The 26431-nt window shown below is 40.9% G+C and carries 20 protein-coding genes and 2 pseudogenes; 12 read left to right on the top strand and 10 right to left on the bottom strand.

Annotation, left to right across the window (positions count from 1 at the left end):
• The first annotated feature begins 325 nt into the window (after positions 1–325).
• Positions 326–1321, top strand: a complete 996-nt coding sequence (locus EO98_RS06510) for a class I SAM-dependent methyltransferase family protein (RefSeq protein ID WP_048139269.1) — start codon at positions 326–328, stop codon at positions 1319–1321.
• 521 nt (positions 1322–1842) lie between these two features.
• Here the strand turns inward: EO98_RS06510 and EO98_RS06515 are convergent.
• Positions 1843–3273: a dihydrolipoyl dehydrogenase gene (locus EO98_RS06515; RefSeq protein ID WP_048139267.1), complete on the bottom strand. Its 1431-nt coding sequence runs from the start codon at positions 3271–3273 to the stop codon at positions 1843–1845.
• A gap of 493 nt (positions 3274–3766) precedes the next feature.
• On the opposite strand from EO98_RS06515, the gene EO98_RS06520 reads away from it, so the two are divergent.
• From EO98_RS06520 to EO98_RS06530, 3 genes are all read left to right on the top strand, one after another.
• The gene (locus EO98_RS06520) at positions 3767–5128 is read left to right on the top strand and encodes a TIGR00297 family protein (RefSeq protein WP_048139265.1); all 1362 of its coding nucleotides are present in this window, start codon (positions 3767–3769) and stop codon (positions 5126–5128) included.
• Positions 5129–5640: 512 nt separating this feature from the next.
• The gene (locus EO98_RS06525) at positions 5641–6183 is read left to right on the top strand and encodes a DJ-1/PfpI family protein (RefSeq protein ID WP_048139264.1); all 543 of its coding nucleotides are present in this window, start codon (positions 5641–5643) and stop codon (positions 6181–6183) included.
• Positions 6184–6265: 82 nt separating this feature from the next.
• Entirely contained in the window at positions 6266–7942 is a 1677-nt protein-coding gene (locus tag EO98_RS06530; protein WP_048139263.1) for a nitroreductase family protein, read from the top strand.
• Positions 7943–8052: 110 nt separating this feature from the next.
• Here the strand turns inward: EO98_RS06530 and EO98_RS06535 are convergent, their stop codons facing one another.
• Positions 8053–9174 (bottom strand): DUF21 domain-containing protein, encoded by a 1122-nt coding sequence (locus tag EO98_RS06535; RefSeq protein ID WP_048139262.1) that lies wholly within the window; start codon positions 9172–9174, stop codon positions 8053–8055.
• A 219-nt stretch (positions 9175–9393) separates the two neighbouring features.
• Between EO98_RS06535 and EO98_RS06540 the strand changes: the two are divergent.
• Positions 9394–9681: pseudogene (locus EO98_RS06540) on the top strand (transposase); the annotation flags it as partial.
• 64 nt (positions 9682–9745) lie between these two features.
• On the opposite strand, the gene EO98_RS06545 reads toward EO98_RS06540, so the two are convergent.
• Together EO98_RS06545 and EO98_RS06550 are read right to left on the bottom strand one after the other, a co-directional pair.
• Complete coding sequence (locus EO98_RS06545) at positions 9746–10513, bottom strand: hypothetical protein (protein WP_048139258.1); 768 nt, start codon at positions 10511–10513, stop codon at positions 9746–9748.
• 45 nt (positions 10514–10558) lie between these two features.
• Complete coding sequence (locus EO98_RS06550; RefSeq protein ID WP_048139257.1) at positions 10559–10738, bottom strand: hypothetical protein; 180 nt, start codon at positions 10736–10738, stop codon at positions 10559–10561.
• A gap of 256 nt (positions 10739–10994) precedes the next feature.
• Here EO98_RS06550 and EO98_RS06555 point away from each other — a divergent pair, with 256 nt between their 5' ends.
• The 3 genes from EO98_RS06555 to EO98_RS06565 all read left to right on the top strand — a co-directional run bounded on the left by EO98_RS06555 (position 10995) and on the right by EO98_RS06565 (position 13586).
• The gene (locus tag EO98_RS06555; protein WP_048139256.1) at positions 10995–12482 is read left to right on the top strand and encodes an MFS transporter; all 1488 of its coding nucleotides are present in this window, start codon (positions 10995–10997) and stop codon (positions 12480–12482) included.
• A 237-nt stretch (positions 12483–12719) separates the two neighbouring features.
• On the top strand, positions 12720–13025 hold the full coding sequence (locus tag EO98_RS06560; protein WP_048139253.1) for a glutaredoxin family protein: 306 nt from the start codon (positions 12720–12722) through the stop codon (positions 13023–13025).
• 12 nt (positions 13026–13037) lie between these two features.
• Entirely contained in the window at positions 13038–13586 is a 549-nt protein-coding gene (locus EO98_RS06565) for a ferredoxin-thioredoxin reductase catalytic domain-containing protein (protein ID WP_048139252.1), read from the top strand.
• Between the two features lie 439 nt (positions 13587–14025).
• Here the strand turns inward: EO98_RS06565 and EO98_RS06570 are convergent.
• A pseudogene (locus EO98_RS06570) lies at positions 14026–14628 on the bottom strand (IS630 family transposase); the annotation flags it as partial.
• Positions 14629–14877: 249 nt separating this feature from the next.
• Between EO98_RS06570 and EO98_RS06575 the strand changes: the two are divergent.
• Together EO98_RS06575 and EO98_RS06580 are read left to right on the top strand one after the other, a co-directional pair.
• Positions 14878–15114, top strand: coding sequence for a hypothetical protein (locus EO98_RS06575; protein WP_048140996.1), 237 nt, complete (start codon positions 14878–14880; stop codon positions 15112–15114).
• 11 nt (positions 15115–15125) lie between these two features.
• Positions 15126–15893 (top strand): class I SAM-dependent methyltransferase, encoded by a 768-nt coding sequence (locus tag EO98_RS06580; RefSeq protein WP_048140998.1) that lies wholly within the window; start codon positions 15126–15128, stop codon positions 15891–15893.
• Positions 15894–16830: 937 nt separating this feature from the next.
• Here EO98_RS06580 and EO98_RS06585 read toward each other — a convergent pair.
• Complete coding sequence (locus tag EO98_RS06585; protein ID WP_048141000.1) at positions 16831–17262, bottom strand: metal-dependent hydrolase; 432 nt, start codon at positions 17260–17262, stop codon at positions 16831–16833.
• 507 nt (positions 17263–17769) lie between these two features.
• On the opposite strand from EO98_RS06585, the gene EO98_RS06590 reads away from it, so the two are divergent.
• Positions 17770–18381 carry an orotate phosphoribosyltransferase-like protein gene (locus EO98_RS06590; protein WP_048135301.1) on the top strand — a complete coding sequence of 204 codons (612 nt, stop codon included), beginning with the start codon at positions 17770–17772 and terminating at the stop codon, positions 18379–18381.
• Between the two features lie 787 nt (positions 18382–19168).
• Here the strand turns inward: EO98_RS06590 and EO98_RS06595 are convergent.
• From EO98_RS06595 to EO98_RS06605, 3 genes are all read right to left on the bottom strand, one after another.
• On the bottom strand, positions 19169–19453 hold the full coding sequence (locus EO98_RS06595; protein ID WP_048141001.1) for a non-histone chromosomal MC1 family protein: 285 nt from the start codon (positions 19451–19453) through the stop codon (positions 19169–19171).
• Between the two features lie 474 nt (positions 19454–19927).
• Complete coding sequence (locus EO98_RS17765) at positions 19928–20140, bottom strand: hypothetical protein (RefSeq protein ID WP_235283633.1); 213 nt, start codon at positions 20138–20140, stop codon at positions 19928–19930.
• Positions 20141–20243: 103 nt separating this feature from the next.
• Entirely contained in the window at positions 20244–21422 is a 1179-nt protein-coding gene (locus tag EO98_RS06605; protein ID WP_048141006.1) for a hypothetical protein, read from the bottom strand.
• Positions 21423–21917: 495 nt separating this feature from the next.
• On the opposite strand from EO98_RS06605, the gene EO98_RS06610 reads away from it, so the two are divergent.
• Positions 21918–22964, top strand: a complete 1047-nt coding sequence (locus tag EO98_RS06610) for a serine/threonine-protein kinase RIO2 (protein WP_082098501.1) — start codon at positions 21918–21920, stop codon at positions 22962–22964.
• 239 nt (positions 22965–23203) lie between these two features.
• Here the strand turns inward: EO98_RS06610 and EO98_RS17445 are convergent, their stop codons facing one another.
• Positions 23204–26191: a PAS domain S-box protein gene (locus tag EO98_RS17445; RefSeq protein ID WP_052734533.1), complete on the bottom strand. Its 2988-nt coding sequence runs from the start codon at positions 26189–26191 to the stop codon at positions 23204–23206.
• Positions 26192–26431 lie beyond the last annotated feature (240 nt).

Raw genomic sequence — 26431 nt, forward strand, 5'->3', positions numbered from 1 at the left:
TTCTCAGGCTTTGTTTCTTTTTGTAGCTTTCGCAATTTCAATCCTTCTGTTACTCTGTATGATTTGTACTGGCTCAACAGAAAAAATAGAAACTGAAGCGTACTGAAAGGCAGAGAGTGAAAGTCAAATAATAAAATATACAAAGATGAAATGCCTGCATAAGTGCCTGAATAAGTGTCTGAATAAGTCCTGAATAAGTGCCTGAATAAGTGTCTGAATAAGTCCTGAATAAGTGTCTGAATAATTAAGTTTCCTATTAAGTGTCCTGATAAAGAACCTGAAATGATGAAAGGTCTGCAATTTTACCAGACAGAGGTGTCCTGAGATGAGTTTTCGAGATAGAGTGACCCTGCGAGATACAATGAAAGGAATAGTTGAAGAACCCCTGCTTCCCTTAGTCCCAAAGCGCTTTGATTATGTAGGGGATATTGCAGTAATTTCTATCCCAAAGGAACTTGAGGCTTACAGGGACTCTATTGTTTCAAAGATTCTTTCGATGAGGGGCAATACCCGGGCTATACTCAACAAGGTCAGCAAGCTTGAAGGGGAACACAGGGTAGCCCAATTTGAACTTATCTCCGGAGAATCTGCAGAAACCCTTCACAGGGAAAACGGCTGCACATACAGAATGGATGTAAGAAAGGTTTTTTTCAATCCCAGGCTTTTCTGGGAAAGGGCACGTGTGGCCTCAAAAGTTCTTCCTGGAGAATCTGTTCTGATCCCTTTTGCAGGTGTGGGCCCCTTTGTGCTCCCTTCTGCAAGAAAAGGGGCAGTTGTCTTTGCAATCGAAATAAATCCTGACGCCTGTGCCTGCCTGAAAGAAAATGTCCGGTTGAACCGACTTGAAAGGCAGGTGACCGTAATCCAGGGAGACGCTGAGTCTATTCTTCGTAATCCCGGCTCTTTAAACCCTGATATCAAGCCCGGAAACGTGGTTGAGATCGAAACCGGAAACGTGGTTGAGATCGAAACCGGAAATGCAGTTGAAACCGAAAGTGCAGTTGAAACCGAAAGTGCAGTTTTTCCTTCTGTAATTGCCGACTCCGAATCCGGGAAAATTAAAGGATTCCGGGTTTCGGAAAATGGGTTTGACAGAGCAATTGTGCCAACTCCTTACGGCAGGGATCATTTTCTTTGTGAGGTTTCAGGACTTGTAAGAAAAGGAGGGAACATCCATTTTTACACTTTCAAAAAGGATTCTCAGATCCCTGGATTAATTGAAGAGTACGGAAAAATAGGGTTCGAGGTCGAATATTACAGGCGCTGCGGAAACGTTGCCCCAGGCGTCAGCAGGTGGGTTTTTGACCTGCTTAAAAAATAGCCGCGTAAGACTGCAACCGGCCTGCCCCCGGATAAGAAAGGAAATTATATCGATCCCGAAAACCGTTTTTAGTCCAATCTTCATCGGATACCTCCGCCAGCTCGTCTGGCGGCCCTGCAAAAAAGAAGCAAGAAGACAGAAGAAAAAGAGATTAAAAAACGATATGCAAAAAAGTATTTTTCAGATAGAATTTAATTCTGCTCCGTTTGGTATACTTACAGGTTTTTTTGTTGATTTCCCGTGCTGGTTTTTTGATTTTTTGTTGATCTCTTATAGGCTTCCCCGGTCATTTCTACCTGTTAGTTTCTTACAGTGTTCTCAGGAGTTTTCACTTTCTGGTTCTTATTTTCACTTCTTTTTTGTCTGAAAGCCGCTCTCCTGCGTCGAGCGTGACAGGAACGACCCAGTACGGCGAATAAGGTTGTATGGGTCAAAGAAATCGTAATTTAGTTCGCTTGAGCAAAGCTTTCAGTATTTAATTCGTCTTTTCAGCGGTTTTTTCAACCTTTAAACTGAGCTTTTCAGTCCTCAAGCCCGAGATGTTTCATAATATGGTGGTAGTGCTCAGGAGACAGCCGGGAATAAAAGGCTCTTGTGACGACTTCACTTAGGGACGGATGGATGTCCATACTGCGGATAATTGGCTCTGCACTTCCCGATGCCGTGTACATGAGAGGAATAATCTGGTGGATCAGGACCGAAGCATGGGGTCCTATAATATGGGCGCCCAGAATTTTTTCTTCCTGCCCGTCCAGAATCACTTTTACGAAATAATCCCTGGCTTCCATAGCAGCTCCCTTTGCCGTATCTTCAAAGAGTTTAAAGCCTATCACGACCCTGTCTTCCCCGTACTCCTTAATAGCTTCCTGTTCTGACATCCCTACGCCTGCAATTTCAGGGTAGGAGAAAACTGCGTGCGGTACGGCATGGTAATCTGCCTTTACTTTTTCTTTCATGATTGCATTGAGGTAAACTATTCCGGACTCATAGTTTCCTACATGCTTGAGCAGATATTTTCCGTTTGCGTCCCCGAAAGCCCAGATATTTGGCTGGGAGGTTTCAAGATACTCGTTAACTAAAATCCAGCCGTGGGGATCTGTCTTGATTCCTGCCCTTTCGGGTTGGAGGATATCAGTATTCGGGACTCTGCCTGTTGCCACCAGGATTTCGTCTACAGTAACTTTTGTCTCCTCTCCTGAGTTTCTTTCCTTTGCAACAACGGTTTTCTGCCTGTTACTTTCTTTTCTGACCTCTATGGCTTCGTGGTTTGTAAGGATCCGCATATATTCCGACATCTTTATCCTGGCAAGTTCGGAGATTTCTGGCTCTTCCTGGGGAAGAAAATGCGAATTTCTTCCTATAACCGTGACTTCTGCCCCCATGGCTGAAAAGAAGTGCCCGTACTCGGCTCCTATGTAACTTCCCCCGAGAATGGCAAGACTTTTCGGGCATTCATTGAGTCCAAGTACAGTGTCGCTTGTAAGGTAGCCGGTTTCTTCAAGCCCTTTAACAGGCGGGATTGCAGGCCTTGAGCCCGTACACAGGAAGATCATCTCAGAGTGAAGGGTTTCTTCACCAACCCTGAGGGTATACGGGGATATAAATTCGGCAGCTTCGGGATAATAGTCAAGGTAAGTACTCTCAGTTAGCCCTTCCCTGATCATATCGATGTCTTCCCCTATCCTTCTGCGCATCCTTTCCATGATCATGCGGAAGTCAATATCTTTTATCTCGAGCTTAATACCGAAAAGCGGAGCTGTCTCAAGTTCCCTGACAAGCTCTGCAGGGTAGAGCAGAAGCTTTGAAGGGATACACCCTTTTGTCAGGCAGATCCCCCCGGGTTCATCCTTATCTATAACAGCTATTTTGAGCTCCGGATTCGAATCGATAATTGAGTTCACATAGTTCATTCCGGAACCCGTGCCTATCACAATCAGGTCATAATTTTTCATAATTTTCCCCTCACAGCAAGCATAAAATAAGATCTCAACCAGTTACTGGATTTGTTAACTGGATTTGTTAACTGCAATAATTATCTGTCTGTTTTGCTAATTACACTTATCCTTAAATAAAATGATTCTTATAGCAAAAGAAGACCTAAACCCACTCAATCACAATTCTAAAAAAGACTGTCTCCCGGATTGCAGGGGAAAGATACTTTCTTAGATATAAAATTAGTAGCAGATGTCTGTCTTTCTGAGATACAAAATTAGTAGCAGGTGTCTGTGGAGTAAAGTTTCTTACAAAAAAGTTACTTTGATCTTTGAATATCTTCCAGAGCCGGCGTGAAAACCTTTCCGAGCGTAAGTAATAAGATACATAAATATTTTTAAATCATATTTCATTTTAAATAATTGTTTGAAGGAAAAACAACTATCTTTTTATAAAGAAAAACCTATTTTATGTAGCTTCTCAGGAAGAATAAAAAACAAAAGATGGCTTAGAATGAACAGAGCTACCCCCCTCCTAGAAAATGGGAGTTCCTATCACGGAATTCCTGTGATGCACATCTTATATCTCCTGCTTATTCTGATAGCTCCTTTTGCAGGGGTAGATCTCCTCCTCCTTCTTTCTCTTGTCCTTTTTCTGGGACTGAGGTTTTCTGGAAAGTTTCTTTCCTGCAGCAGAGATGCGGTCAGCCTTTCTTTTTCCCTTACACTGATGCTGCTTGTTTCTGCAGTTTCTAAAGACCTTCCGTACACATTCCCATTTTATATAGTCCTTGCCGCCTTTGCAGTTGCAGCAGTAGGAAACCACAGCTCTTTTTTTTCGGAAAGAGGCTTTACGGCGGATTTAGATTCCAGAAAGAGCAGGATGAAGAAAAGAGGTTTTTCACTGCTATGGAGTTCGATTTTTCTTGCACTCAGGATTACTGCGGCGTTTCTTGCAGCAAGCTGGATTGTCTACTGGCAGGGACTTCCGATCTCGTATAACTTTGTTTTTTTCATAGCTGTTATTGGAGCAGTTACGGGTTCTCTTTTTGAGTCCATTCCTTCAAAGATAGACAGTAATATCCCTGTGACTCTGGGAGCAGGGATGACGATGTGGATTTTTGAGGAGTTCAGGTACTGGGTCCCTCCTGAGAAAATGCTTGTAGCCCTTGCCTTCTCCCTTTTCCTCGGTGCGCTGGCGTACAGGGCGAAAATTGCCGACGTTTCTGCCCTCCTCAGTGCTGCCCTTCTTGGAGTCCTGATAATTGTTTTCAGCGGACTTCCGTGGTTTTTGCTCCTGCTTACTTTTTTCATTCTGGGAGGCGGGTTTACCAGGTACAAGTACGCATACAAGGAATCAATCGGGATTGCTCAGGCAAAAGACGGAATCAGGAGCTATGAAAACGTATTCTCGAACAGTACCGCAGCCCTTGTCCTGGCAGTAGCATATGGTGTTTTCCAGGAACATAGCCTTCCGATTATTTATGCCTACATGGGAACTGTTGCAACCGCTACAGGCGATACTCTGGCAAGTGAAATCGGGACCACGGCAAAAGGAAGACCCAGAATGATCACAACTCTCAAGCTTTCGGAACCCGGAGCTGATGGGGCTGTTTCCTCGCTGGGGGAACTTGCCGCAATTTTTGGTTCTGCAGTCATAGGCGTGCTCGGTTATGTTCTAGGGATATCTGACAACCTTCTGCTTTCAGTCCTTATTACAACTGCAGGAGGCTTTATCGGAACAAATGTGGACAGCTTTCTCGGGGCTACTCTTCAGAAAAGGGGTCTGCTCTCAAACAGTGGGGTAAACTTTGTTGCGACCTTTATGGGAGCAGGGATTTCAGCCGGGATATATCTTCTGGTATCAGGTATATGAGTAAAGGGATGTATAATATATGATATATATCCACAATACTCGATATATATTGAATATAATATAATTTGCCATGTAAATTCCACTGAGCTCTGGCTTTTGTTCAGGGTTTGAATATTTAATTTGGCATAAAAGTACTGTGATTTGAAAAGCACTTTCATTTCTTTGTGCCTGTTATTTGAAGAATTTCATGTTTGTTTTTTTGTAAAATGTGTTTATACTTCCGAAAAGACATCCATTTATATCTTTAAGAATATCTTCTTACTCGGGTAGGGTTACTGCAATGTCCTTTAATGTAATTTCTGAGTAAGATTGTATGTCTATTTAAGCTCTCAGGTAAATAAACCAATATAAACTCTCATCAGCTTTCGATTTCGGTCTTTTCAGATACATTGCAGGATACAATACGAAACAGAACTCCTGTCTCTCAGTAATCCATCTTTCTTCAGACTTTATTGTTTTTCAATGAAGATAGACAGAAATCTCGCATTTTAAATATACAGGAAGGTAGCCAGATGACAGAACCAGAACCCAAAGGAAAAAAGATTTTGCTTGTTATTGCTCAGGAGCAGTTCAGGGATGAAGAATGCTTTGTTCCAAAGCAGATATTTGAAGCTGCAGGGGCAAAGGTTACGGTCGCAGCCGAGTTTACTGAAACTGCAAAAGGAGCACTGGGAGGTACGATTAAGCCTGATATCAAGATCTCAGAAGCCAGAATTGATGATTATGATGCAATCGTAATTTCCGGAGGGCCAGGCTCAAGAAAGTACCTCTGGGACAATCAGTACCTGCATGAACTCGTAAAGGAAGCTGATTCCCTTAAAAAGGTAGTTTCTGCGATCTGCATCTCGCCTGTGATTCTGGCAAGAACAGGGGTCCTGAAGGGGAAGGAAAGTACGGTTTTTAAGAGCCCGGATACTGTACACGAACTTAAGGAGCATGGGGCTGTCTACCAGGACAGGGAAGTTGTAGTTTCGGGCAGGGTAGTGACAGGGCGAGACCCAAAAAGTGCGGAAGCCTTTGGAAAAGCCGTCCTTAAAGCTCTGAAAAAAGCATAATACCTCTGAAAATAGAACTCAAACAATTAGAAGCCAAATCTACGGATTGAAAATTATTCGGTAGCAAAGCTGGTGCCCTGTTATGAATGCAGAACTTGAAGCTATACTGTCTTATCATCAGGCTAGCAAGCATGGCTTTAAAGCCTATGCTCCCGGTCCTCAACTCCTTGAAATGTCAATCAAGCCAGACCCTTTTCTTAACTACAAAGGAGCTCCGGTTTTAAAGCTCGACACCTGGAGTGGAGAAGATATAAAGTCCGAACTTTTTCCTACATATGAACAGGCATTTTCTCTGGAGAAACTGGAACCCTCGGGGCTGAACCGGAACAGCATTTCTCAGCTTTTTTTTGACAGCTTTGCTCTTTCAGTATGGAAAAAAGCAGAAAGCACAAGATGGGCTCTCCGCATTAATCCTTCAAGCGGAAACCTTCACCCAACAGAGGTTTACCTTATTTCCGGGCCGGTTTCGAAGCTTCTGGAAAAACCGGCTGTCTGCCATTACGCTCCTTTGCCGCATGCGCTTGAGTTAAGAACTGAATTTTCCCGGGAGACCTGGGAAAAGCTGAGTTCCGGCTTTCCGGAAGGCACATTTTTCATAGGGCTTACTTCAATTTATTGGCGGGTTGCCTGGAAATACGGCATCCGGGCTTTCAGGTATGCAAACCATGATCTCGGACATGCTATTGCTGCCCTTACTTTTGCGGCATCCGGGCTTGGCTGGAGAACAAGCCTTCTTGTGGATACGGGTTCGGAGGACATAGCAAAACTTCTGGGCGTTTCCGGAAAGCGAGGCCCTGAAAAAGAGGAGCCTGCCTGTCTGCTTGCAGTTTATCCTGCAGGAAAGGAATGTCCATCGAGTAAGGTCTCTTCATCTGTACTTTCTGATTTTGAAAATCTTTCCTGGAATGGTATCCCTAATCGCTTGAGTCCTGCGCATGTAGAATGGGCTGATATTGAAAAAGCTGCTTCAGTAACCAGGAAGAAAGGAACTCCCCATGCCGATGAAAAAAAGCCGGAGTTGAAGCCTGAAAGGCGAGATTCAGGTTTATCCGGGACAATTTCTGGCTGCGGAATCCCTTCAGGCCTGGACACGGTCCCTCTGCGCAGCGTGATTCACAGGAGAAGAAGTGCTCTGGAAATGAATAACAGTGCTTACATGGACAAAGACAGTTTCTACGGCATACTGCGAAGAACCCTTCCCGATAAAAACCCGGTTTTCGATACGCTTGCTTTCGGACCCTTTGCACACCTGCTCCTTTTTGTAAACAGGGTGAAGGGACTTCGTGAAGGTCTTTATATATTTCTGCGGAAACCCGGAGAAAAGGAGAAATTTAAAACCGCCTTCAGGTCGGATTTTCTGTGGGAAAGACCTGAAATCTGTCCTTATGATCTTGAATTTTACCTGCTTGTGGAAGAGGAACTGCATCATTTTGCAGCCCAGCTTTCATGTGCGCAGAGAAAGGCAGAAGATGCCTGTTTTACTGCCTGCATGCTTTCGGAGTTCGAAGAGCCTCTGAAAACATCCGGCTCATGGATGTACCCTTACCTTTTCTGGGAATGTGGAATCCTGGGGCAGCTCCTTTACCTTGAAGCAGAGGCCCGCGGTTTCAGGGGCTGCGGGATAGGGTGTTTTTTCGATGACCCTTTGCACGAAACCCTGGGGCTTAAAGGGCTTGAGTACCAGGATCTCTACCACTTTGCAGTAGGTTCGCCTCTTCAGGAAATTGGGGTTTTGACCTCCCCTGCATATAAAGAGTAACTAAGAAGTGAACTTTGCTTCTTTTTGCTCTTTACTTCTTTTTAATCATTACTTCTTTTTGTTCTATGATTTTCTGTTCCTTCCTTCTTTGTTCTATGATTTTTTGCTCTTTACTTCTTTCTTTGTTCCAGGTTTTCTTTTCTTTTATCTTTCCTGAAAGTTGCCCTTCTGACAAATCCCGGCTGCCTTTCAGGAGGTAACTCACATCCTGAGCCCACATCGCATTCGACCACAATTCCGCGGAGCAGCCGGCCCAGAATATCCGACCCTGTTACGATACGCTTTTCCTCGCCCCAGTAAAGAATAAGGTCCTGGTCAATTACATCATCTTCCGGGTACTGCGGATATACCTTGAACTGCCGGATTACTTTCTCAAGCCTGGTTTTCGGAGACTTTACCACTACAGGGAAATGGCAGTAAGAAAGCGGAATAAAAGGCCCTTTTTTATATACTGCATCCCTCAGGAAGCCGTCCGCATCCAGCACCATTACAGGCTCATCTGCCAGGTTGGCGATGATCACCCATTTTTTTCCGGATGCTTCTATTTTCTGCAGGAAGGGGTCAGAAGGTTCTCTGTTGAATGAAGGAAAAACAGGGCGGTTATTTTCCACAGGAAGAGAGATAATGCTTCTCTGGTCTATTATAGAGCCTTCGTCAGAAATGTTAACATCATCTATGGAAAGAAAGTTCAGGGCTCCTATCCCTTCAAAAGTGCCTATATCGGTCTTTCCTGACTCGATATGTTTTTCGAGCATAATCCTCATTGCCTGCTCCCTGAACAAATCAAGTTTTTCCCTGCCTAACCACCAGTCAAGGATAAGCGCTGTCGGTTTTGCAACCGGATAGAGCAGCATCTGGTAAAAGCGGACAAGAGGAGTCAGCTTTGCCCCAAGCTCAAGCGCATTCCGGGAAAAATAAGCCTGGGGCGCAATCTCTCCAAAACAGGTAATACCAAAGGTCGAGAAGAGAAAAGCTGAGGTTCCTGCCATTACGGAATCTGTGAGCAGAGCAATAAGTACATTTATGCCTACGTTCCCCCAGAGCATAGTCGTAAGCAAAAAATTGGAGTCACGCCGGACCTGCAGGATTTTTATTGCATTTTTATTATCTGCTTCGGCTTCAATCTCAAGCCTCAGCCTTCCAAGACCGAAAATACCGATCGTCAGCCCTGAAAAAATCGCAGACTGTGTCAGGCAAAGTGCAATTAGTATCCAGGTAATGATTTCATTCATTTTATGTCCATAACCTCTAAAATATCTGTATAAGTCCAGTCGAATCCTTAATCAGTTAATCTCTTATAAACTTAATCTCACCACTCCAGGCTTAATGTTATGCTTTAGCTTTTTGCATTTAAATCAGTTATTTTTTGTATTTCTATATTCATATAAACTATTGCTGAGGATTCGGTTGCTTTTTTAGTGACAGTGTAGCGAAAGTTCTGTAAAATATGAATGACTCTGTATCCTTTTCCTTTCACCACAAAAAAACAGGATGCAGAGTCAATGGTAAATTTATTCTCACTCATAAAAGATTATCTTGTCGATCAGAAAGCTGGAATTCGCCAGCTAATTACCTGGTTTTTAAACCTCGTAATGGAGGAGGAAGCCCTCCTCCAAGCTGGAGCGCACCGTTATGAGCGTACTGATTCACGTAAAGCCAGTAGAAACGGTTACATTCCTCGTACCCTATATACAAAACATGGAGAACTCGAATTGTTAAAGCCTCAATTCCATGAGTTCTTTGCGTCTGGTTTAAGTAACGCTGGTATTACCCCTAAACGATGATCAATGAGTTTGTTTCAAGTTAAAACTCAAAATTAGGCTCTCTAATAACAGAGTTTAGCAATTCCTTTGTAGATTTAATCTGTTCATCATTTCCATCTATTGCAAGCCAGATAGCGCCCTCAGCTCCACTTACTCCACCACCTGCAACCTGTTTTGCACTTGCACCAGTCAGAAGTGAAATCGCTTCGATTTCAGTGACAATTTCACCAGCTACAGGTAATAAACGGGGCCCATGCGAACCTGGAGCATTTAATTTCCGTGCTAACTCATTTAAATCGTCATAAACGCGTTTTTCAAGTCCTGCAGGAAGTATCAGTCTGACACGTCGGCCTACAACTGCCTGAATAGATGCACCAATAGTTCCACTGTGAGAATCTCCAATGTAAATGCCTGCCTGTCCTTTTGGAAGGTTCAACGCATTAACACCCTTTAAAATCACGTCTCCTTCCTTCAAATCATCCACTACGTTAAAAATGGTTTCCCCCTGCTTCCAGATACCATCTTTAATTACTACATCTCCTGGAAAACCCGTTTCATCTTTAATACGCCCTGAACTGGTTACAGGGCCGCCAGGAGGCAGTACAATACCCCTGAAGAATCTTTTTCTTGAAAAATTTTCTGCTTGACCTATAAAAGACAATATTTCTTCAGCCACGTAACCATTTGTAGTTCCAGCAATTATAACAATGGTTCCAGATGCAAGAGCTTCATTTACTGCTGGATGTTTTGCTAAAGCTTTTGCTATTAATCTTTTCCCTGCGGCAGGGGTTATTAAAAACTGTTCCATTTATTTCCACCCGAATTATCTTCAATCAGTTTAATCACATAATTATCACATAATGTTTTGATTGATATTGAGCCTATCCCAAAACCAACTTTTATTCCCAAACTCATAAGTATCAGAACCAATTTTCTGATCAGCAGCTCTAATAATTATTTCAAAATTGAGTTCAAATAAGTGATTTTTGAGTTTTGGGATCAGCTCTTTGACTACTTTTTTTCTTCCTTCCATTTCATTCTGCTTTTTATGCAGGGCCACCAGACAAGCCGGTTGAAGAGTCCGATATCATGAGCTCATAAAAACCGGCTAAATGGTATAATATTTAATAACAAGCAGGTAATACAGTTTCTTAATCAGTCAGTCTTGAAAACGAAGAATACCCGGGAAATGTATTATCACTTAAAGCCACTCCCTGAAACATACATAATCTGCCGGGATCTCCGGCCTCTCGAATAGAAGACTAATATCCTTCTGATCAGTGATATACATGGTAAAAGAAATGAAAAAATCCGGAGTACCTGGTGAAGTTCCGGAAATCTTCCGCACTGATGCTTCTCCTGATAATACCGCGGAAAAACGAATTGTACTCACTATTGCGATACTTGCCGGATTTATCACTCCTTTTGACGGTTCGGCAGTAAATATTGCCCTGCCTACAATTGGGGCAGAATTTCATATGAACGCGATTGCCCTCTCCTGGGTTGCGACCGCATACCTTCTATCTTCAGCCGTGTTTCTTGTCCCGTTCGGAAAAATCGCAGATATTTACGGACGGAAAAAGGTTTTCCTCTATGGCATTTCTATCTTCAGCCTTGCGTCCCTGGCAATGACCATGGTCCCCTCGACAGAAATACTGATCGGAATCCGGATTGTCCAGGGGCTTGGAAGTGCTATGATCTTCGGGACAGGAGTTGCCATCGTTACCTCCGTTTTCCCCCCGGGTGAACGTGGTAAGGCTCTCGGGATATATATCACTGCAGTTTACCTCGGGCTCTCCCTTGGACCTTTCCTTGGAGGTTTAATGACGCAATATCTGGGCTGGAGGAGTATTTTCTTCGTAAACGTCCCTATAGGCATCATGGCGGTTATCCTCATCCTCTGGAAGCTCAAAGGGGAATGGGCCGAGTGCAGGGGAGAGAAGTTCGACCTTACAGGGTCCGTTATCTACGGGGCAGCGGTAGTTGCTGTCATGTATGGGTTCTCAACTCTTCCGGACTTTAAAGGAGCTGCCTTCATAGCTGCGGGAATTCTCGGGGTAATCGGCTTTGCTCTGTACGAAATGAGAATACCTTCCCCTGTTCTTGACATCAGGCTCCTGACAAAAAACAGGATCTTTGCCCTTTCGAACCTTGCCGCGCTTATCAATTACAGTGCAACTTTTGCAGTGACTTTTCTCTTAAGCCTGGACCTGCAGTACACAAAAGGCTTCACGCCTGAGCACGCAGGTTTTATCCTGATAGCGCAGCCGGTCGTCCAGGCCATGGTTTCCCCGATTGCCGGCCGGCTCTCTGACAGGATTGAGCCGCGGATCGTTGCATCGGCAGGAATGGCTCTTACAGCAGTCGGGCTCTTCTTCCTCATTTTCCTTACAGAAACGACACCTCTCTGGCACCTGGTTCTCATCCTTCTACTACTCGGTGCAGGGTTCGGGCTCTTCTCTTCCCCGAACACGAATGCAATTATGAGTTCGGTTGATAAGAGGTTCTACGGTGTCGCATCCGGGATGAACGGGACTATGCGGCTCCTCGGCCAGATGCTCTCGATGGGTATCGCGATGATGATCTTTGCGGTTGTAATCGGTCCTGTGGAGATCACACCCGAATATCACTCCCAGTTCGTTTCGAGCCTGCATTATGCGTTTATCCTGTTTACGATATTCTGCATCATCGGGGTATTCGCGTCTCTGGTAAGAGGAAAAACCAGTTCGGTTGTTCGCACAGGCATACCTGAAGCGGGCAAGAAAACAGTGCGTTGAAAAAATAACTTTCTTGAGATTCCATTTCGAGTAATCTGGCATATCCAGAGGACGTGCAGCCGTGGAGAAGTATATCTCAATTTTATATACTTTATCTGACATTTTCTGATAAGGAGTTTATAGAATCTACTATCTGGTGGATTTTTAATTTACTGCCAGAAGTCCAGAGCAACAATCTGTCTTGAGTAAAACGCTATAGATATACAGCTAACTTAATTATTGCAGGGGGTTTATTTAATGGATCTGTTTAGCCGGAATAAAGAGAAAGGAAACCATGTTTCCGGAATTGACAGGGGTAAGGTCGTAATGTACGGGCTGAGCACCTGTGTATGGTGTAAAAAAACAAAGAAACTGCTCACCGATCTGGGAGTGGATTTTGAGTATATTTATGTGGACAGGCTGGAAGGAGAGGAAGAAAACAACGCTGTTGAGATAGTCAGACGTTTTAATTCTTCAATCTCATTCCCAACAACTATTATAAATGACGAAAAAGCAATTGTGGGTTTTAAGGAAAAACAAATCCGTGAAGTCCTTGGCTTTTGAGGGGGAGTTGGGTTGAAAGAAGAGAAAACTGCCGAAGAAGGCATATCCGAAGAGAAAGTGGACACGGTCTACAAGCGGTTGAAGCAGGAGGTTGAGAAATCAGGCTACCACCTGAACCCTGATGTTGAGTTCACTAAAGACCTTGTGCGTGGACTGCTGGTCAATGAGGAGCGTTACGGCTACTGGTCCTGTCCATGCAGACTGGCTTCCGGAAATAAAGAGGAAGACCTGGATATTATCTGTCCCTGCTACTACAGAGATCCTGATCTAAACGATTATGGAGCCTGTTACTGTGCACTCTATGTTTCGGACGAGGCCATTAGAGGAGAAAGAGAAATAGAATCTATCCCGGAAAGGCGCCCTTCCCGCGAGGAAAGAGAAGCTGAAAGAGCCGAGGAAGCTGAAAGAACGGAGATGATGGAAACTATGGAATTCTCAGGGAAACTTTCAAAGCCAGTATGGAGATGTAAGGTTTGCGGATATCTCAGTGCCATGGACGAGGCTCCAGGGGTCTGTCCTATCTGTAAGGCGAAAAAGGAAAGATTTGAACGGTTCATGTAATTTTTTCATGTAATTTTTCCTTTTTTGTATCCTCTTCAAATTTCAATTTTAAAAACTATGTCAGAACTGCTGCAGGTACTTCTTTTCTTAATATGTTAGGACTTACGTGGTTGAACTGAAAAAATCAATACTGTTAAGCCTGTAGCAGTCTAAAATTAAAAGTTAAACCACAAAGACTATATACATTGATTTTGCGCCTTAAGTGAGTAATATAAGTATCTCTTATTTACTTTGCTAACAGAATTAACTTTTTTCAGCATAACTCCATACAAAAAATGTTCTTATTTGGAGGCTTTAAGCTATGAAATCGAATACTCAGGGCTTTAGCAAATACGGTTTTATTTGAGTAAATCCATATTTTCCTTAAGTTAACTGCAGTACACACTAAATTAAATTCATTTCTGACTGATTTCAATCCTCTAGTGTCCTGGCAATTTAATTATTCTACATAATACGTTGACATTTTCTCATCGGCATTCTTCTTCGTAAATTTCCATTCAATTTTCTTTTCGTATTCGTTTCTCCTCTTCGTCCATGCACCCACTTCATGGGTAAGTTTTTCCATGTCACCAATTCTTCTGTTAGTACATTCAATATCCATCACATTGATCTCTATTTCTGCAGCGTTAAGCCAGCTTGCATGTTTTGGCGTGTAATGGAATTGTATCTTGTCCAGAATCTTTTTTGCTTCCTCTTCGCTGAATGTTTCGTAGAATGACTTTTCCTTATGGATATTGAGATTATCCGTAACCAGTCGGATTACTTCAGCTTCAGAATAGTTTTCGGTAACGAGAATTTTCACGAATTGTGCAAAATCCTTCATTGTTCTCCTTTTGGTTACCTGAGTCATCCTTTTTCCTGCTTTGAATTCTACCTCCACGAATACATTTGCTGTTCCATTCCTGACATATTCGTAATCATATTTTTCTGGACTTCCTGGCTTCATTGGAATGGCCTTTCTCTTATCTTCAAGAAGTTGTTTTGGTTTCTCGTCAAGGCAGATGAGAGGTTTTTTAGGATCGTAATCCTCTTCGTACAAATAAAAGAAATAACTCACCTTATCTTTAGTTTTCCTGATTCAGTTCTTTGAATTAGCTGATTAGATCTCTATGAAATATAGGAATTGTTAAAAAAAGCAAAAGTTAAGTAGATTAGCGGATATACTTGATCGGAAAAAATCGAGTTAGTAAAATTGAAAGGTATTACACTAATTTCACCATATGTAATTTATTGTTACTTAGCTTATTTCCTCCTGTCAATTGCTAGTGATTGAGTTTAATGGGAGAAGAACATGACTTATATTGAGTATCCGCGAGGTTCTGAGTGGAGAAAATGGGATCTTCGCGTTCACACACCAGCTTCCATTGTCAATTCATCTTATCCGGGCCCAGGTCCTTGGGAAGCATTTCTAACGGACCTTGAAGCTTTACCTCCGGAATTCAAAGTCATTGGCATTAACGATTATCTGTTCATCGATGGTTACAAACGCGTACGGGAAGAAAAAGTCAAAGGTATAATTAGAAGATAAGGAGTATGACAATGGAAGAAATAACAATCCACGAATTTGATTTTGCCCTCATCAATGAATTTTTCACAGAGCTTGAACGGCAGGGACCCGGCAGCCCCGAAGAAACCATCAGGGCATTAGGTTTTATCGGCAATCTTTCAAACAAAACAAAAATTGCCGATTTAGGCTGCGGCACAGGCGTTCAAACAATGGTTCTGGCACAGAATACAGAAGCAACCATCACCGCCCTCGACCTTTACGCCGGCTCGATTGACAAACTTAACACAACAGCCGGAAAACTTGGTTTACAGAACAGGGTAAAAGGTATTGTCGGTTCAATGGATAATTTGCCGTTTCAGAATGATGAATTTGATCTTATATGGTCTGAGGGAGCTATTGCCAATATAGGTTTTGAAAAAGGCTTGAATCACTGGAAGGGCTTCCTCAAAAAAGATGGTTATATTGCCGTAACATATGAGTCATGGTTTACCGATGAGCGCCCCGCTGAAATTGAGAAGTGGTGGATGGACGCAGTTCCTGAAATTGGCACAATAGGTTATAATATTTCCATCATGCAAAAAACAGGTTATATTCCTGTTGCCGTATTTACGCTGCCTGAAAATTGTTGGATAGACAATTATTTTATTCCGCAAAAAGCAAGGCAAGAGGAATTCTTGAAAAAGCATGCGGGAAATAAAACCGTTGAGGATATGATTGCATTTATGAGGCGTGAGGCAGACTTATACTCAAAATACAAACAGTATTATGGATATGTATTTTATATTGGGAAAAAGATATAACATAATGGTTTACGCCGCTACTTCATATACCAGACCAGAAACTGCTTCGCTGCTATTTCCATTGGAACGCATTGAAGAAATATCAGTGCCCAAAGAGGTATATATAGAAAATTACGTTAAGATTTTAAAGAAATAAAGGTCGTTGAGTGAGAATACCCGGATTATGGTATCTTAAAAAGATTTTGTAATATTTTGATGGGGGATGAGTTTATCAACTTGTCTATTTGGCTGCTTTTCATCGATAGCATATTGTATAAATGCAAACAAACACAAGATATATAAACAGCAATTAAGTATAATCAAAAATGTGTCAATCTCACAAAAAACAACAAATACAACAATAGACAAAGCAATACTCTTAGCGCCAACGGTCCTTCTATACTTTATTAGCTACTTTTTTATATTTATTAAAGAAAATCGAATGAAAACAATAACATTAGACTATACAACCGCCTTAATAAGCTTAATACCACCAATAATATTTTTAGCAGCAATATTTATTATTCACAAATTATCACGCAAACCGGTTAAGAGCACCAAAAAAATTCCTTAAAAAAGGTTAATTTTGTGAGACTTTTTTGTTTTCACCCTACATTCCGCAGATGTACACAGACGTAGAATATATTTGCCGATTTGCTCACTTTATTCATTAAAGGCAAAATGGATTTTTAAGCTACTGCCATATTGGGATAATTGATGGTGTTTCTGTGTGCATCACGGAAAGTGAGTTCGATAAATGTACCATCCTTTTTGTGCAGCTGGTCCTTCGACAGGCAAGGCATTCACGCTTGGTATTCTTAAAACCTATCCTTATCCCGAGCGATAGCCCTGGCCCATGTACGTGGCTTCTAGGTATATGCGCGTGGTAAGGGATAGACGCACCACGTCAGCCTTAAATGTTCTTTAACATATGACAAATGCTAAGTATCGTCTGTTTTTATAACTCTCTAAAAGATCTCTTAAAAAGCGTTATTAAGTATTTTAGTCCGGTTTGATGCGGATTTTTGCGGAAACGCCATCCCAGAAGAGGCCATAATAAAGTTCGAGGCGATGCCCACATCTGATCTTCCATAAGATGAAAAATAGAACCTGCTGCAAGGGTAAGGACGTTGAGATCTCCTCTTTTATCATATAAGTATAAACCTGTCAGAAAAAGGGTAAAAGAAAATAACAATGTATGAGCTATTATCCGTCCGTTTGCAATGGTAGAAGAAAAGATAACCATTCCTAGAGGTTTATCTATTAAGTCTGGAAGGAGCGATCCAATGACCAGATATGTTGGATCTATAATGGTCCTTAATTGTGGTATGAAAAATGAAAATCCGAAAAATACCCCCAGTGTGACGCCAATATGTCCAAAAAGAAGCATCAAAATTAAAAGGTACTTTAGTTACATATAAATATGGTTTAAAGATCTGTTTCTTGCAGAACTTTTCCAAAATAGCAACGCTTTGATCTAAAGTGCGTCATGGTGAACTGGCTGGAATGGGCCCTTGGTCTCGAGGTGATGTATCTCTGGTCATCGGTTAACAAATTTTATGCACAACTCCGAAGACCATTTTTGTGATTTTCGAGCTTAAATGTTAGATGCTGGCATAAAATTAACACTTTTTGAAGTTTTGTGTCTCAACTGAATCCAAATGAAAAAGATTAAGGACCTCATTATCTGGCAAAAGCAATGTATGGACTGCAGAAAAACTTTTGATAAAAGGGGAGTCTGCCTCCATCTGTGGCTTTCCTCTTAAAAAATGAGGTAATTATAAAAGAGTCAATTTTAAGCTGAAAAAAAAGATATAACGCTTGATCTTATAATACTGTCTTAATTTAGAGGTCCCGGAAATACAGCCGGATAAAAATTTCAGGTGGGAATAGAAACATGAAGGATATAGAAGATTTAATCCAGAAAGCTGTGGAACTGCAGAGTAACGGGCTTATTACCGCCCAGATTGCCGATGAACTCAACGTTTCAAGAGAAACGGTTACCTGGCTTTTAACCCGTTCAAAAAAAGAAGAAACAACTCCCGCTCCAAAGGATATTTCTGTAAACTGGAGCAGTATAGGGAAAAGTGCTGAACGTCTCCATAACATCTCGCTTGCACTCTGCGACATGGTGCTTGAGACCCTGGAAAAGGCAAACGCCGAGGTAGACGTGGTTGTTGGCATTGCTGCCAATGGTATTCCCCTGGCAAGCATGATGGCATATGAACTGGGTGCAGATTTAGCGATTTATCATCGTAAAGGACAGGATATCGTTCATACAGGCCACAGAGGGACCATCAGCAGAAATTTTGGATCCGTTGCCGGTAAAAACTGCGTTATCGTGGATGATGTTGTTACCACCGGTTCAACCAGTATGGAAGTTATTGAGCAGCTGAGAGAAATGGATGCAAAACCAAGAGTTGTAGCAGTACTGGTCGACAAAAAAGGTGCAGATACAATCTCTAATGTCCCAATTCAGTCTCTTGTAAGAATTGTACGTTTGGACTGAAAAGTTTCCAGGTTCGTTACGAAATAACTTAGACAACACATAATTATTCTGGAACAAAATCGATGGAGCTGCTTACGAAAATAGTTACGCACAGTGTAAAAATGGACCTGAGTTATTTCGCGTTGGGCCCTCAGAATGTCAACCTGTGTTTGAAGAGTTTGTCACCCTATGGGCAAGACTAAGGCAATGCCTTCACACCGGAGTCCAGAATACCTATCCTTATCCCGAGTGATAGCCCTGGCATTTTAGATTAGCTTCCAGATATACGTGCGTGGTTAGTATATACGTCACAAAATAGCTGTGCCAGATTCCCATCCAGATCACTACAATCCTGCTTTCGGCAGGTCGACATTAGAAATTAGAATCATTTTCATGATATCGTTTTTTGAACATTTGACAGATGTAGTTAGGTTCAAGGCTGGTTAACGCGTGGCTCAACTCCCACGGCGTATATAAGCAATGAAACATTTTTGCAATAAAGTTTAGTATGAGAAACTAATATTCTGCTAATGTAAACCCAACAACCACGCAAAATTATGGCTCATTATTTCAAAAGCACCATCAATAATTATTATCAAAATATAATGTCGACCTGCCGGGAGTAGGTACAATGCCAAATTCGATAGAGATTCTACGCCAGTTATACATGGCTGGAATGGGCCATTGGTCTATAGTAAAAGCTAAAAAACAGAAAAATAGTAATATTTAAGGGTAAAAGATTGCTATCTGAAACTAAGGTAAATAAGTTTTACTATAAAAACCTATTTACCTTTTGCTTCCTTTATATTTATTCGATTGTTTCTATTCTCTCTTTCTTGACAAAGGGTTTGCTGATTTTCTCTGGCATCCAGCTAGGCCTATTTTTTGGGGCTTTGACAACTTGTTTCCATGCCTTGAAAATGTGCACCTTCTTTGTCCCGCGTTCCCTGAGACGGATAATCTCTGGTTTGGATTTTGTTCCGCTGCTCCGGTTTGCTGCTTTCAGAGCAGCCTGACGAGGCTGTTTTCCAGTGAAAACTCCGTGTTCATTGCCGTCTTCGTCTCTTAATACAAAATTTCTTGTGTCAGACATAAGAGTCATCTCGCAAAATATGTTACTAGAGACTGATTAAGTGTTAAAGCATATAAACTTTTTCTTTGAATGTTGCCTATAGTTATTGGTTTTTGAGATAATCCCCATTATTTTGTGAAGAATATATAAACTAAATTTTTCTATATTGTTGGTAAAATGGGAAATATGTAAATATTTATATCTTAGGATCTATGGTGAAATAATATAGGCAGTATTTAAAAATGTATTAACTAACTTTTACAAGCTAGGTGGCTGATTTGACTTCAACTAAATTATTCATTGCCTGAGTTATTTTGGTATAAATACTTGGTTTTTCTATTTACTCGTCCTTTTTGTGTAGCTGGTCGGCAAGGAGGTAAACCTGTGCCTGGAGTTGATCCTCCAACAGGCAAGAATAAGGCAAGGTCTTCACGCGGGATTTCGAACATGCCTATCTTTATCCTGGTATAATCCTTCCACGTATGGTTATCGGGTTTAATAATGGACCGGATTAGAACCATACCTTGAACCATGTAGTTTTTCATCTTCTACTTTTATTTTATGCGATACAGTTTCACCAGTTGGTTTTTCATCTTCTACTTTTATTTTATGCCAACCACACAAACAGCAACCTTCGTTGTGATGCATGATGTGTTTTACAACACAAGCAAACCCTATTGTTGCTAAGATACAACCCGCTATTTTCATAAATTTATGCACAATTATTCACTCCAATTTATTATTGTACCTTATCATTTATGAAGATACGCAAACAAGCAGACTTGTTAAATTTGCAACTGGTGGATTTTTATTAACTTTGAACCTTCCATCCCCTGGTAGTTAAATTATTTGCATGTGCTATTCCTGTAATTGATGGTGCAGCATTTCCAGTTAAATCTAAAGACCCGCCATGAGTATTATAAGAATCCAGTGTTTGGAGTACTCCATCTACTGCTGTTTGATTTAGTGAATTACGACTAGCATTTAAATAAAGTAAACCAGGATCATTGGAAATATCTAAACTTGTGAGGTTATTTTTATAAATATTCACAGTACCTTTTCTACCAGCAGGGAAACAACCCGAAAAATTAGCAGTATTATACTGATTATTGGCTGATAGAACGCTTTTCAAATTTGTTGAAGTTAGGTGCAGAGTACCGCTTTGATTACCGTTCCATATATAAAAGTCTTTAAGGAGTGGAAACTGACTGACCGGAAACGTGCTGGTCATATGTGTGTTATCTCGAACACATATATGCCATATATGAGCCCCTGTAGTGCCCCAATTTATTGAATATGTTGAACTTCTCTGAGATGCTCCGCGAAGATCAGCCAGAGAAGGAGCTTCTGAGAGATCAAGATAAGAAATGTTGCAATTTTCAAGACAAAGCCTGGTCAGAGATGGAACGTTACGGAGTCTGATGGTAGCCAGTGATGTACAATAAAAACACTCAATCGTATGCAGTGCCGTGAAGTTATTGAAATCCAGCGCAGTTATTGGATTATAACTCGAAGCCCATACCTGAAGGTATGGCGCAACATTTTCTAAACCAGTAACAGCTATTACATTCTGTTTTTTTAAATTTTCTATTGTACTGGAACCTGGAGTTACTCCACCATCTGAACCATCATAACCTATATTGATCTTAGTTACTGCACTCCATGGTGTTACTACCAAAGTGTTTGCTCTTGTCCCTTTTGAACCAAAATTTACAGAAGGAGACTTAGAATCAGATGTTGAACCGTCACCAAATACCCATTGAATTTTAGGATTACCCGTAACTGTGATAATTGGTGAAAATGATGAACCAGTAGTAACAAACGTAATATTTGCTTCAGGTGTTGGAGGTATCACCTTTGCATTTGCACTGGAGCTTGAATTATTCTTATCCGAGTCTGAACTCGTACATCCCAGAGTAGAAACAACTAAAATAATTATGGCTAATAATCTTACAAATTTAATCTCATAAATTCTATGGGGAAATCGCATAACAGATCTCCTGATATTATTTACTTTGAGATTGTTTTTCTGAAAATTTACATTATTTTTGAATAAAGTGAGCTTAGGAAATACTTCACTTTTACTAAATATTTATACCTTCTGCCCTAAAAATGTTTTCTTTTTATCTGTAGTTTTTTCTTTCTTCGGGTACTTCACTAATCAGTTGATATTACCCCGGAACTCGAAAATGGAATCTTCCGTTTTTCTCTCTCCCACACAGGGCTGGAGTCTTCCTATCACCAGCTTCTCATTGGTCTCTTTTTTTGTCTGGAAGACCGCTCTCCTGCGTCGAGCAGCTGTACCAGTATTTTAAAATTGGTCCTCAGCGCAGCTAAAAGGACACGTACTGTTGCGATTACATCGCAACTCCCGGGAAATCTCCGATTTCCTGCGATCCCGAAGCAAAACACGGGAAGTACAACTCGGGTGGAACAAATCGGGCGATCATTTAAATATCGAAGGTGATATGTATAACAGGATAGGATGATCGACGAAGTGCTAAAGGTTTTCAAAAAGATCGATGCAAAGGATTTCAGGATACTTACAGGCATCGAGACAGGGATGAAACATTTTGAGTGGGTGCCGATAGAAGAATTGAATAAGTACACTAAAATGCCTCTCGATAAGCTTGAATACAGGCTAAGAAAGCTTGTCCGGGATAAGCTTGTGGTCAGAACCACCCAGCCTTATGAAGGTTACCAAATTTATTTTGAGGGCTATGATGCCCTTGCTCTCAATTCCTTTGTGAAAAGGAGAAGCATTAGCGCCATAGGAGACGAGGTAGGAGTAGGCAAGGAGTCTGTCATCCTGGAAGCGATCCGGCAGCCTGAGCTTGCAATAGGGAAGCCTTCTCCGGTCATAATTAAATTCCACAGGGAAGGCAGAACCAGCTTCAAGCAAATAAAAAGAGTACGTGACCACATTGGGGAAAGAGAGCACTTTTCATGGATTTATGCTGCTCGTCTTGCTGCCCAGAGGGAGTATGAGATCATGACAAAGGTATACCCTCAGGTGTCTATCCCAAAACCTCTGGATCAGAACAGGCATGCAATTGTTATGGAGATTGCAAAAGGCAGCCTGCTCTCAAAAACAAAGCTTCTTAACGCTGAGTGGTATCTCGATGAGATTCTCAGGCAGGTAAAGATAACCTACTCGCTTGGAATCATCCACGCCGATTTAAGTGAATATAACATCTTTGTATCCGAAGACGGCGTCCAGCTCATCGACTGGCCTCAGTATATCACTCCTGCCCATCCTCATGCTGACGAAATTCTCGAAAGGGATGTTTCAAATGTACTGGTTCATTTTAATAGGAAGTATGGGATTAAAAGGGAGCTTGAAGAAGTAATTCGTGAAATTAAAAGTGGAGCAAGCTTAATCGGAGCAACTAAAGAAGAAGCAAGCAGAGACGAAGCAATTATAGAAGGAACACTTAAAAGGGGGGAAGGTCTAAATGAGGGGATCAGCGAAGAAAATAAAGATAAAGAAAATGACAATAAAGAAGAAGCGTTCGGAGAAGAGAGGAATTAAAAGAAACAAATGAAAGATAAGTAAACTCAGATCGGATAAAGAAAATAACAGTTCTTTATCGTAATAATTTTTTATTGCGATAAATATTAGTATTTCGTAACTTGACTTCTCCTTCTGAGCGAGCTACAACAATGTCACATGTACCCAGGTCACCCGAAGACCGTCTTCATCCTCTCACTTATGATTTCACTTATAATGTGAAGGGAATGGAGCGATTATCCGTTTATCAGTAAATCAAATTATTTCTCTTTTACAGGCAATACAATTGTGAAAGTGCTCCCTTTTGTTACTTCACTTTTAACTTTTATTTCTCCACTATGCATCTCAACTAAATTCTTGACTATTGTCAGGCCTAATCCTGACCCGCCATACATTCTGGAAAGTGAAGAATCAATCTGTTTGAAGGGCTCAAAAATTATTTGTTGTCTATCTTCCGGAATTCCAATACCATCATCCCCAACGGAAATTCTGATTGTGTTTCCTGATTTGTTTGCCACAACCTCTATGTGTCCATTCTCAGGAGTAAATTTCAGGGCATTGTTTACAAGATTATAGAGAATTTGCTTGAACTTTATTTTATCTGCATATATATTCAGGTCCGCAGGTTTGGCTAAGAATTCCACGGATATGTTTTTGGAAGTCGCGAATGGAATTGCGATATTTTTTACATCTTCAAAAATGTCTGCAACATGTACAATTTCAAATGATAATGAAATGTCTCGGGATTCTATTCTGGAAATATCGAGAATATCATTGATCAAATTAAGAAGGTGGTTTCCACTTATTGAAATGTTTTTCAGGTACCTCAATTGCCTTTCATTAAGGGGCCCAAACATCTGAGCGAGCAGTATATCTGAATAGCCTATTACTGAATTGAGAGGCGTTCTCAGCTCATGGCTCATTGTTGCGAGGAACTCACTTTTGGTCCGGTTAGCCTCTTCCGCATGGATTTTCGCATCAATAAGGGCTTTTTCTGCCTCCGCCTTTTCAGTAACGTCTCTGAAACTCCATACGCGCCCTTTAATAATTCCATTGTTCATGAGTGGGGCCGATAAGCTTTCAAATACCCTCCCATCTTTAAAATAAATATAAGACGTATTTGTTTCTTTTGAGCGGTAAAGGGCTTGGATCTTTGATAAATATTCTTTAGAACATTTTACCTGGTCTGAACAGAAAGAAAGTAATTCGTCGTAATTTTTCATGTTAGCCAGGGCTTCGGGCATCCCCCACATTTTAACAAACTTTGAATTTGAAAAAAGGATTTTGTGGTTATTGTCGACAACAAAAATACCATCAACAGTTGATTCAAAAGTTGATTTCAAAATAGTGTCTCTATGTTGAATCTCCATTGAAGCTCGCTTTTGCTGAATTGCCAGTGCATAAATTGCAGCAACCTTTCTGATAGCTTCAAATTCAGAATCGGAATACCCATGTTTTGAATTTGCAAGGGATATCTGTCCCATGATTTCATTTCCAACTACTGCAGGAAAACTTAAATAATTATTCAGTTTTATGTGCCCTTCAGGGGCTCCTCCTGAACCCGGGTGCATCTCCGGAGAATTTGTATAAAAGCCTTTTTTTGTGTTTAAAGCGTGGCCGAATAATTTGGGATAAAGGTCATCCGGCCCTCTTGGAAAAGAGATTTTTTTATCGTTTTCATTAATGCTGCAACTTTCCATCATTCTGGTCAGAGTATGACATACGTTGTCACCGGTTTCGGGATCAATAGAAGAAACATATCCATGGTCGCTTCCTGTCAGTTCCTGAGAGGCTGAAAGGACAATGTTTGCAATTGTCTCAATGGAATTATTCGGGTCTATAAGGGCGTCTGCCAGTTCTGCCAACACCCTGTTGACAGCAAGTTCCCATTTTAATTTTTTTTCGGATTCTTTGTATTCAGTAATATCTGTGGAAAAAACAGCAAAGTGGGAGAACCGGTTAGAAGAATCATAAACAGGGTAAAAGTTGTTGAGAAAATGGATTCCATCCCTTACATCTTCAAACTTGCATGATTTTCCTTCAGCTAAAACAACATCAAGTATTTTTTTTCGGTTAAATAAAATGTCTTCAGGAGTTATGTTGTATAGACTATTTCCAATGCATTCTTCTCGTGTGGTCTTTAGCCTCTTAGCTGCAGTTTCATTAATATAATCAACTGTGCCGTCCGGTTTCAGGAGAATCGCAGATTCCGTAATAGCGTCCATCATTGAGCACAAAAGTTTTTCATTTTCGAGAGCTTTTCTTTCGGCTTTCTTCTGTGCTGTGATATCCTTGAAAACACAATGTGTCTGCTTGAAACTGCCGTTTTCGTCATATGCTATTTTTCCGTCAATAACAATACTGATCCTTTTACCGTCCTTCCTTATCGCTTCACATTCAATGCCACGTATCTCTCCTTGTGACCCGTATCGAAGAAAATTATTTTTGAATTTTTCAGCGTCCTCAGGTGCGAAGAAATCTCCTGACCATTTTCCAACAACTTCTTCGTAGGAATAACCGAGGGTTTCAAGCCAGGTATTATTAACATCAATGAAATATCCATTTTCGTCCAGGGAGTGATAGCTCAGTGGAGCTTGCTGGAAAAGGAGTTTGAATCTGTTTTCAGCTTCGAGAAGTGCTTTTTCTGTCCAGATAGCCTGGATTTTTTTTGAAACATAGGCAGTAATCGTTTCTATGGCAGACACATTAGGAACTTTTTGCCCTTCCGGAACCAGAATGGAAATACTGCCAAAAATATTCTTTTCGTTAGAAAAGCCAATAACCTGAATGGAGCCGATATTGAGATTCTTTTCAATTTGTTTACAGGAATAGTAGGGCACTTTTTTTGCCAGCAAAGCATAAAGGCTATCTTTGAAATGTTCAAGTTTGCCGCTTTTAAAGAGCTGGAGGTTTAATTCCATATCTTTCGGCCTGAAAGATACGTCCTCAAGGCCCCTGCCAGGAATATCGGCAACCTTTTCTATTAAGCCCTCAAACCCTATCGCTGCTCTTATCCTTACAGCGTTTATGCTGCTATCATAGAGTGATACAATAACATAGCAGTCCTTATTCAATTTGTGAACGGCTTCCCCAACTAACTTACATATCCTGTCGGTGTCTTCGACCTGATAGGTTTCGATTAAAATGTCGTTAATGAGCTGAAGTTCATGTAAACGTTCATTATAATCAAATGTATTTGAACCACTTTCAGGTGATTTGTTATTAAAGGTTTCATCGTGGACGTTCATCCTATATTTATCTCTTCATTATTTATATTTAAATATTCTTACTCAGTTAAAGGGCGATTTAAAATACTTTTTATCAATTTATAGTCATTTTTTTAGCTTAATTTAATAAATAGATCAAATATTTTGTTTTTATTCAAAATAGATCCTCAATTAAAAGGTTAATTCGCACAAAAATCTAGTTAAAGATATATTTTATACCTGAATAATTCAAATATTGATTAAAATTTTAAGAATTAAAGT

This window comes from Methanosarcina sp. 2.H.T.1A.6, from assembly GCF_000979455.1.
Taxonomy (GTDB): domain Archaea; phylum Halobacteriota; class Methanosarcinia; order Methanosarcinales; family Methanosarcinaceae; genus Methanosarcina.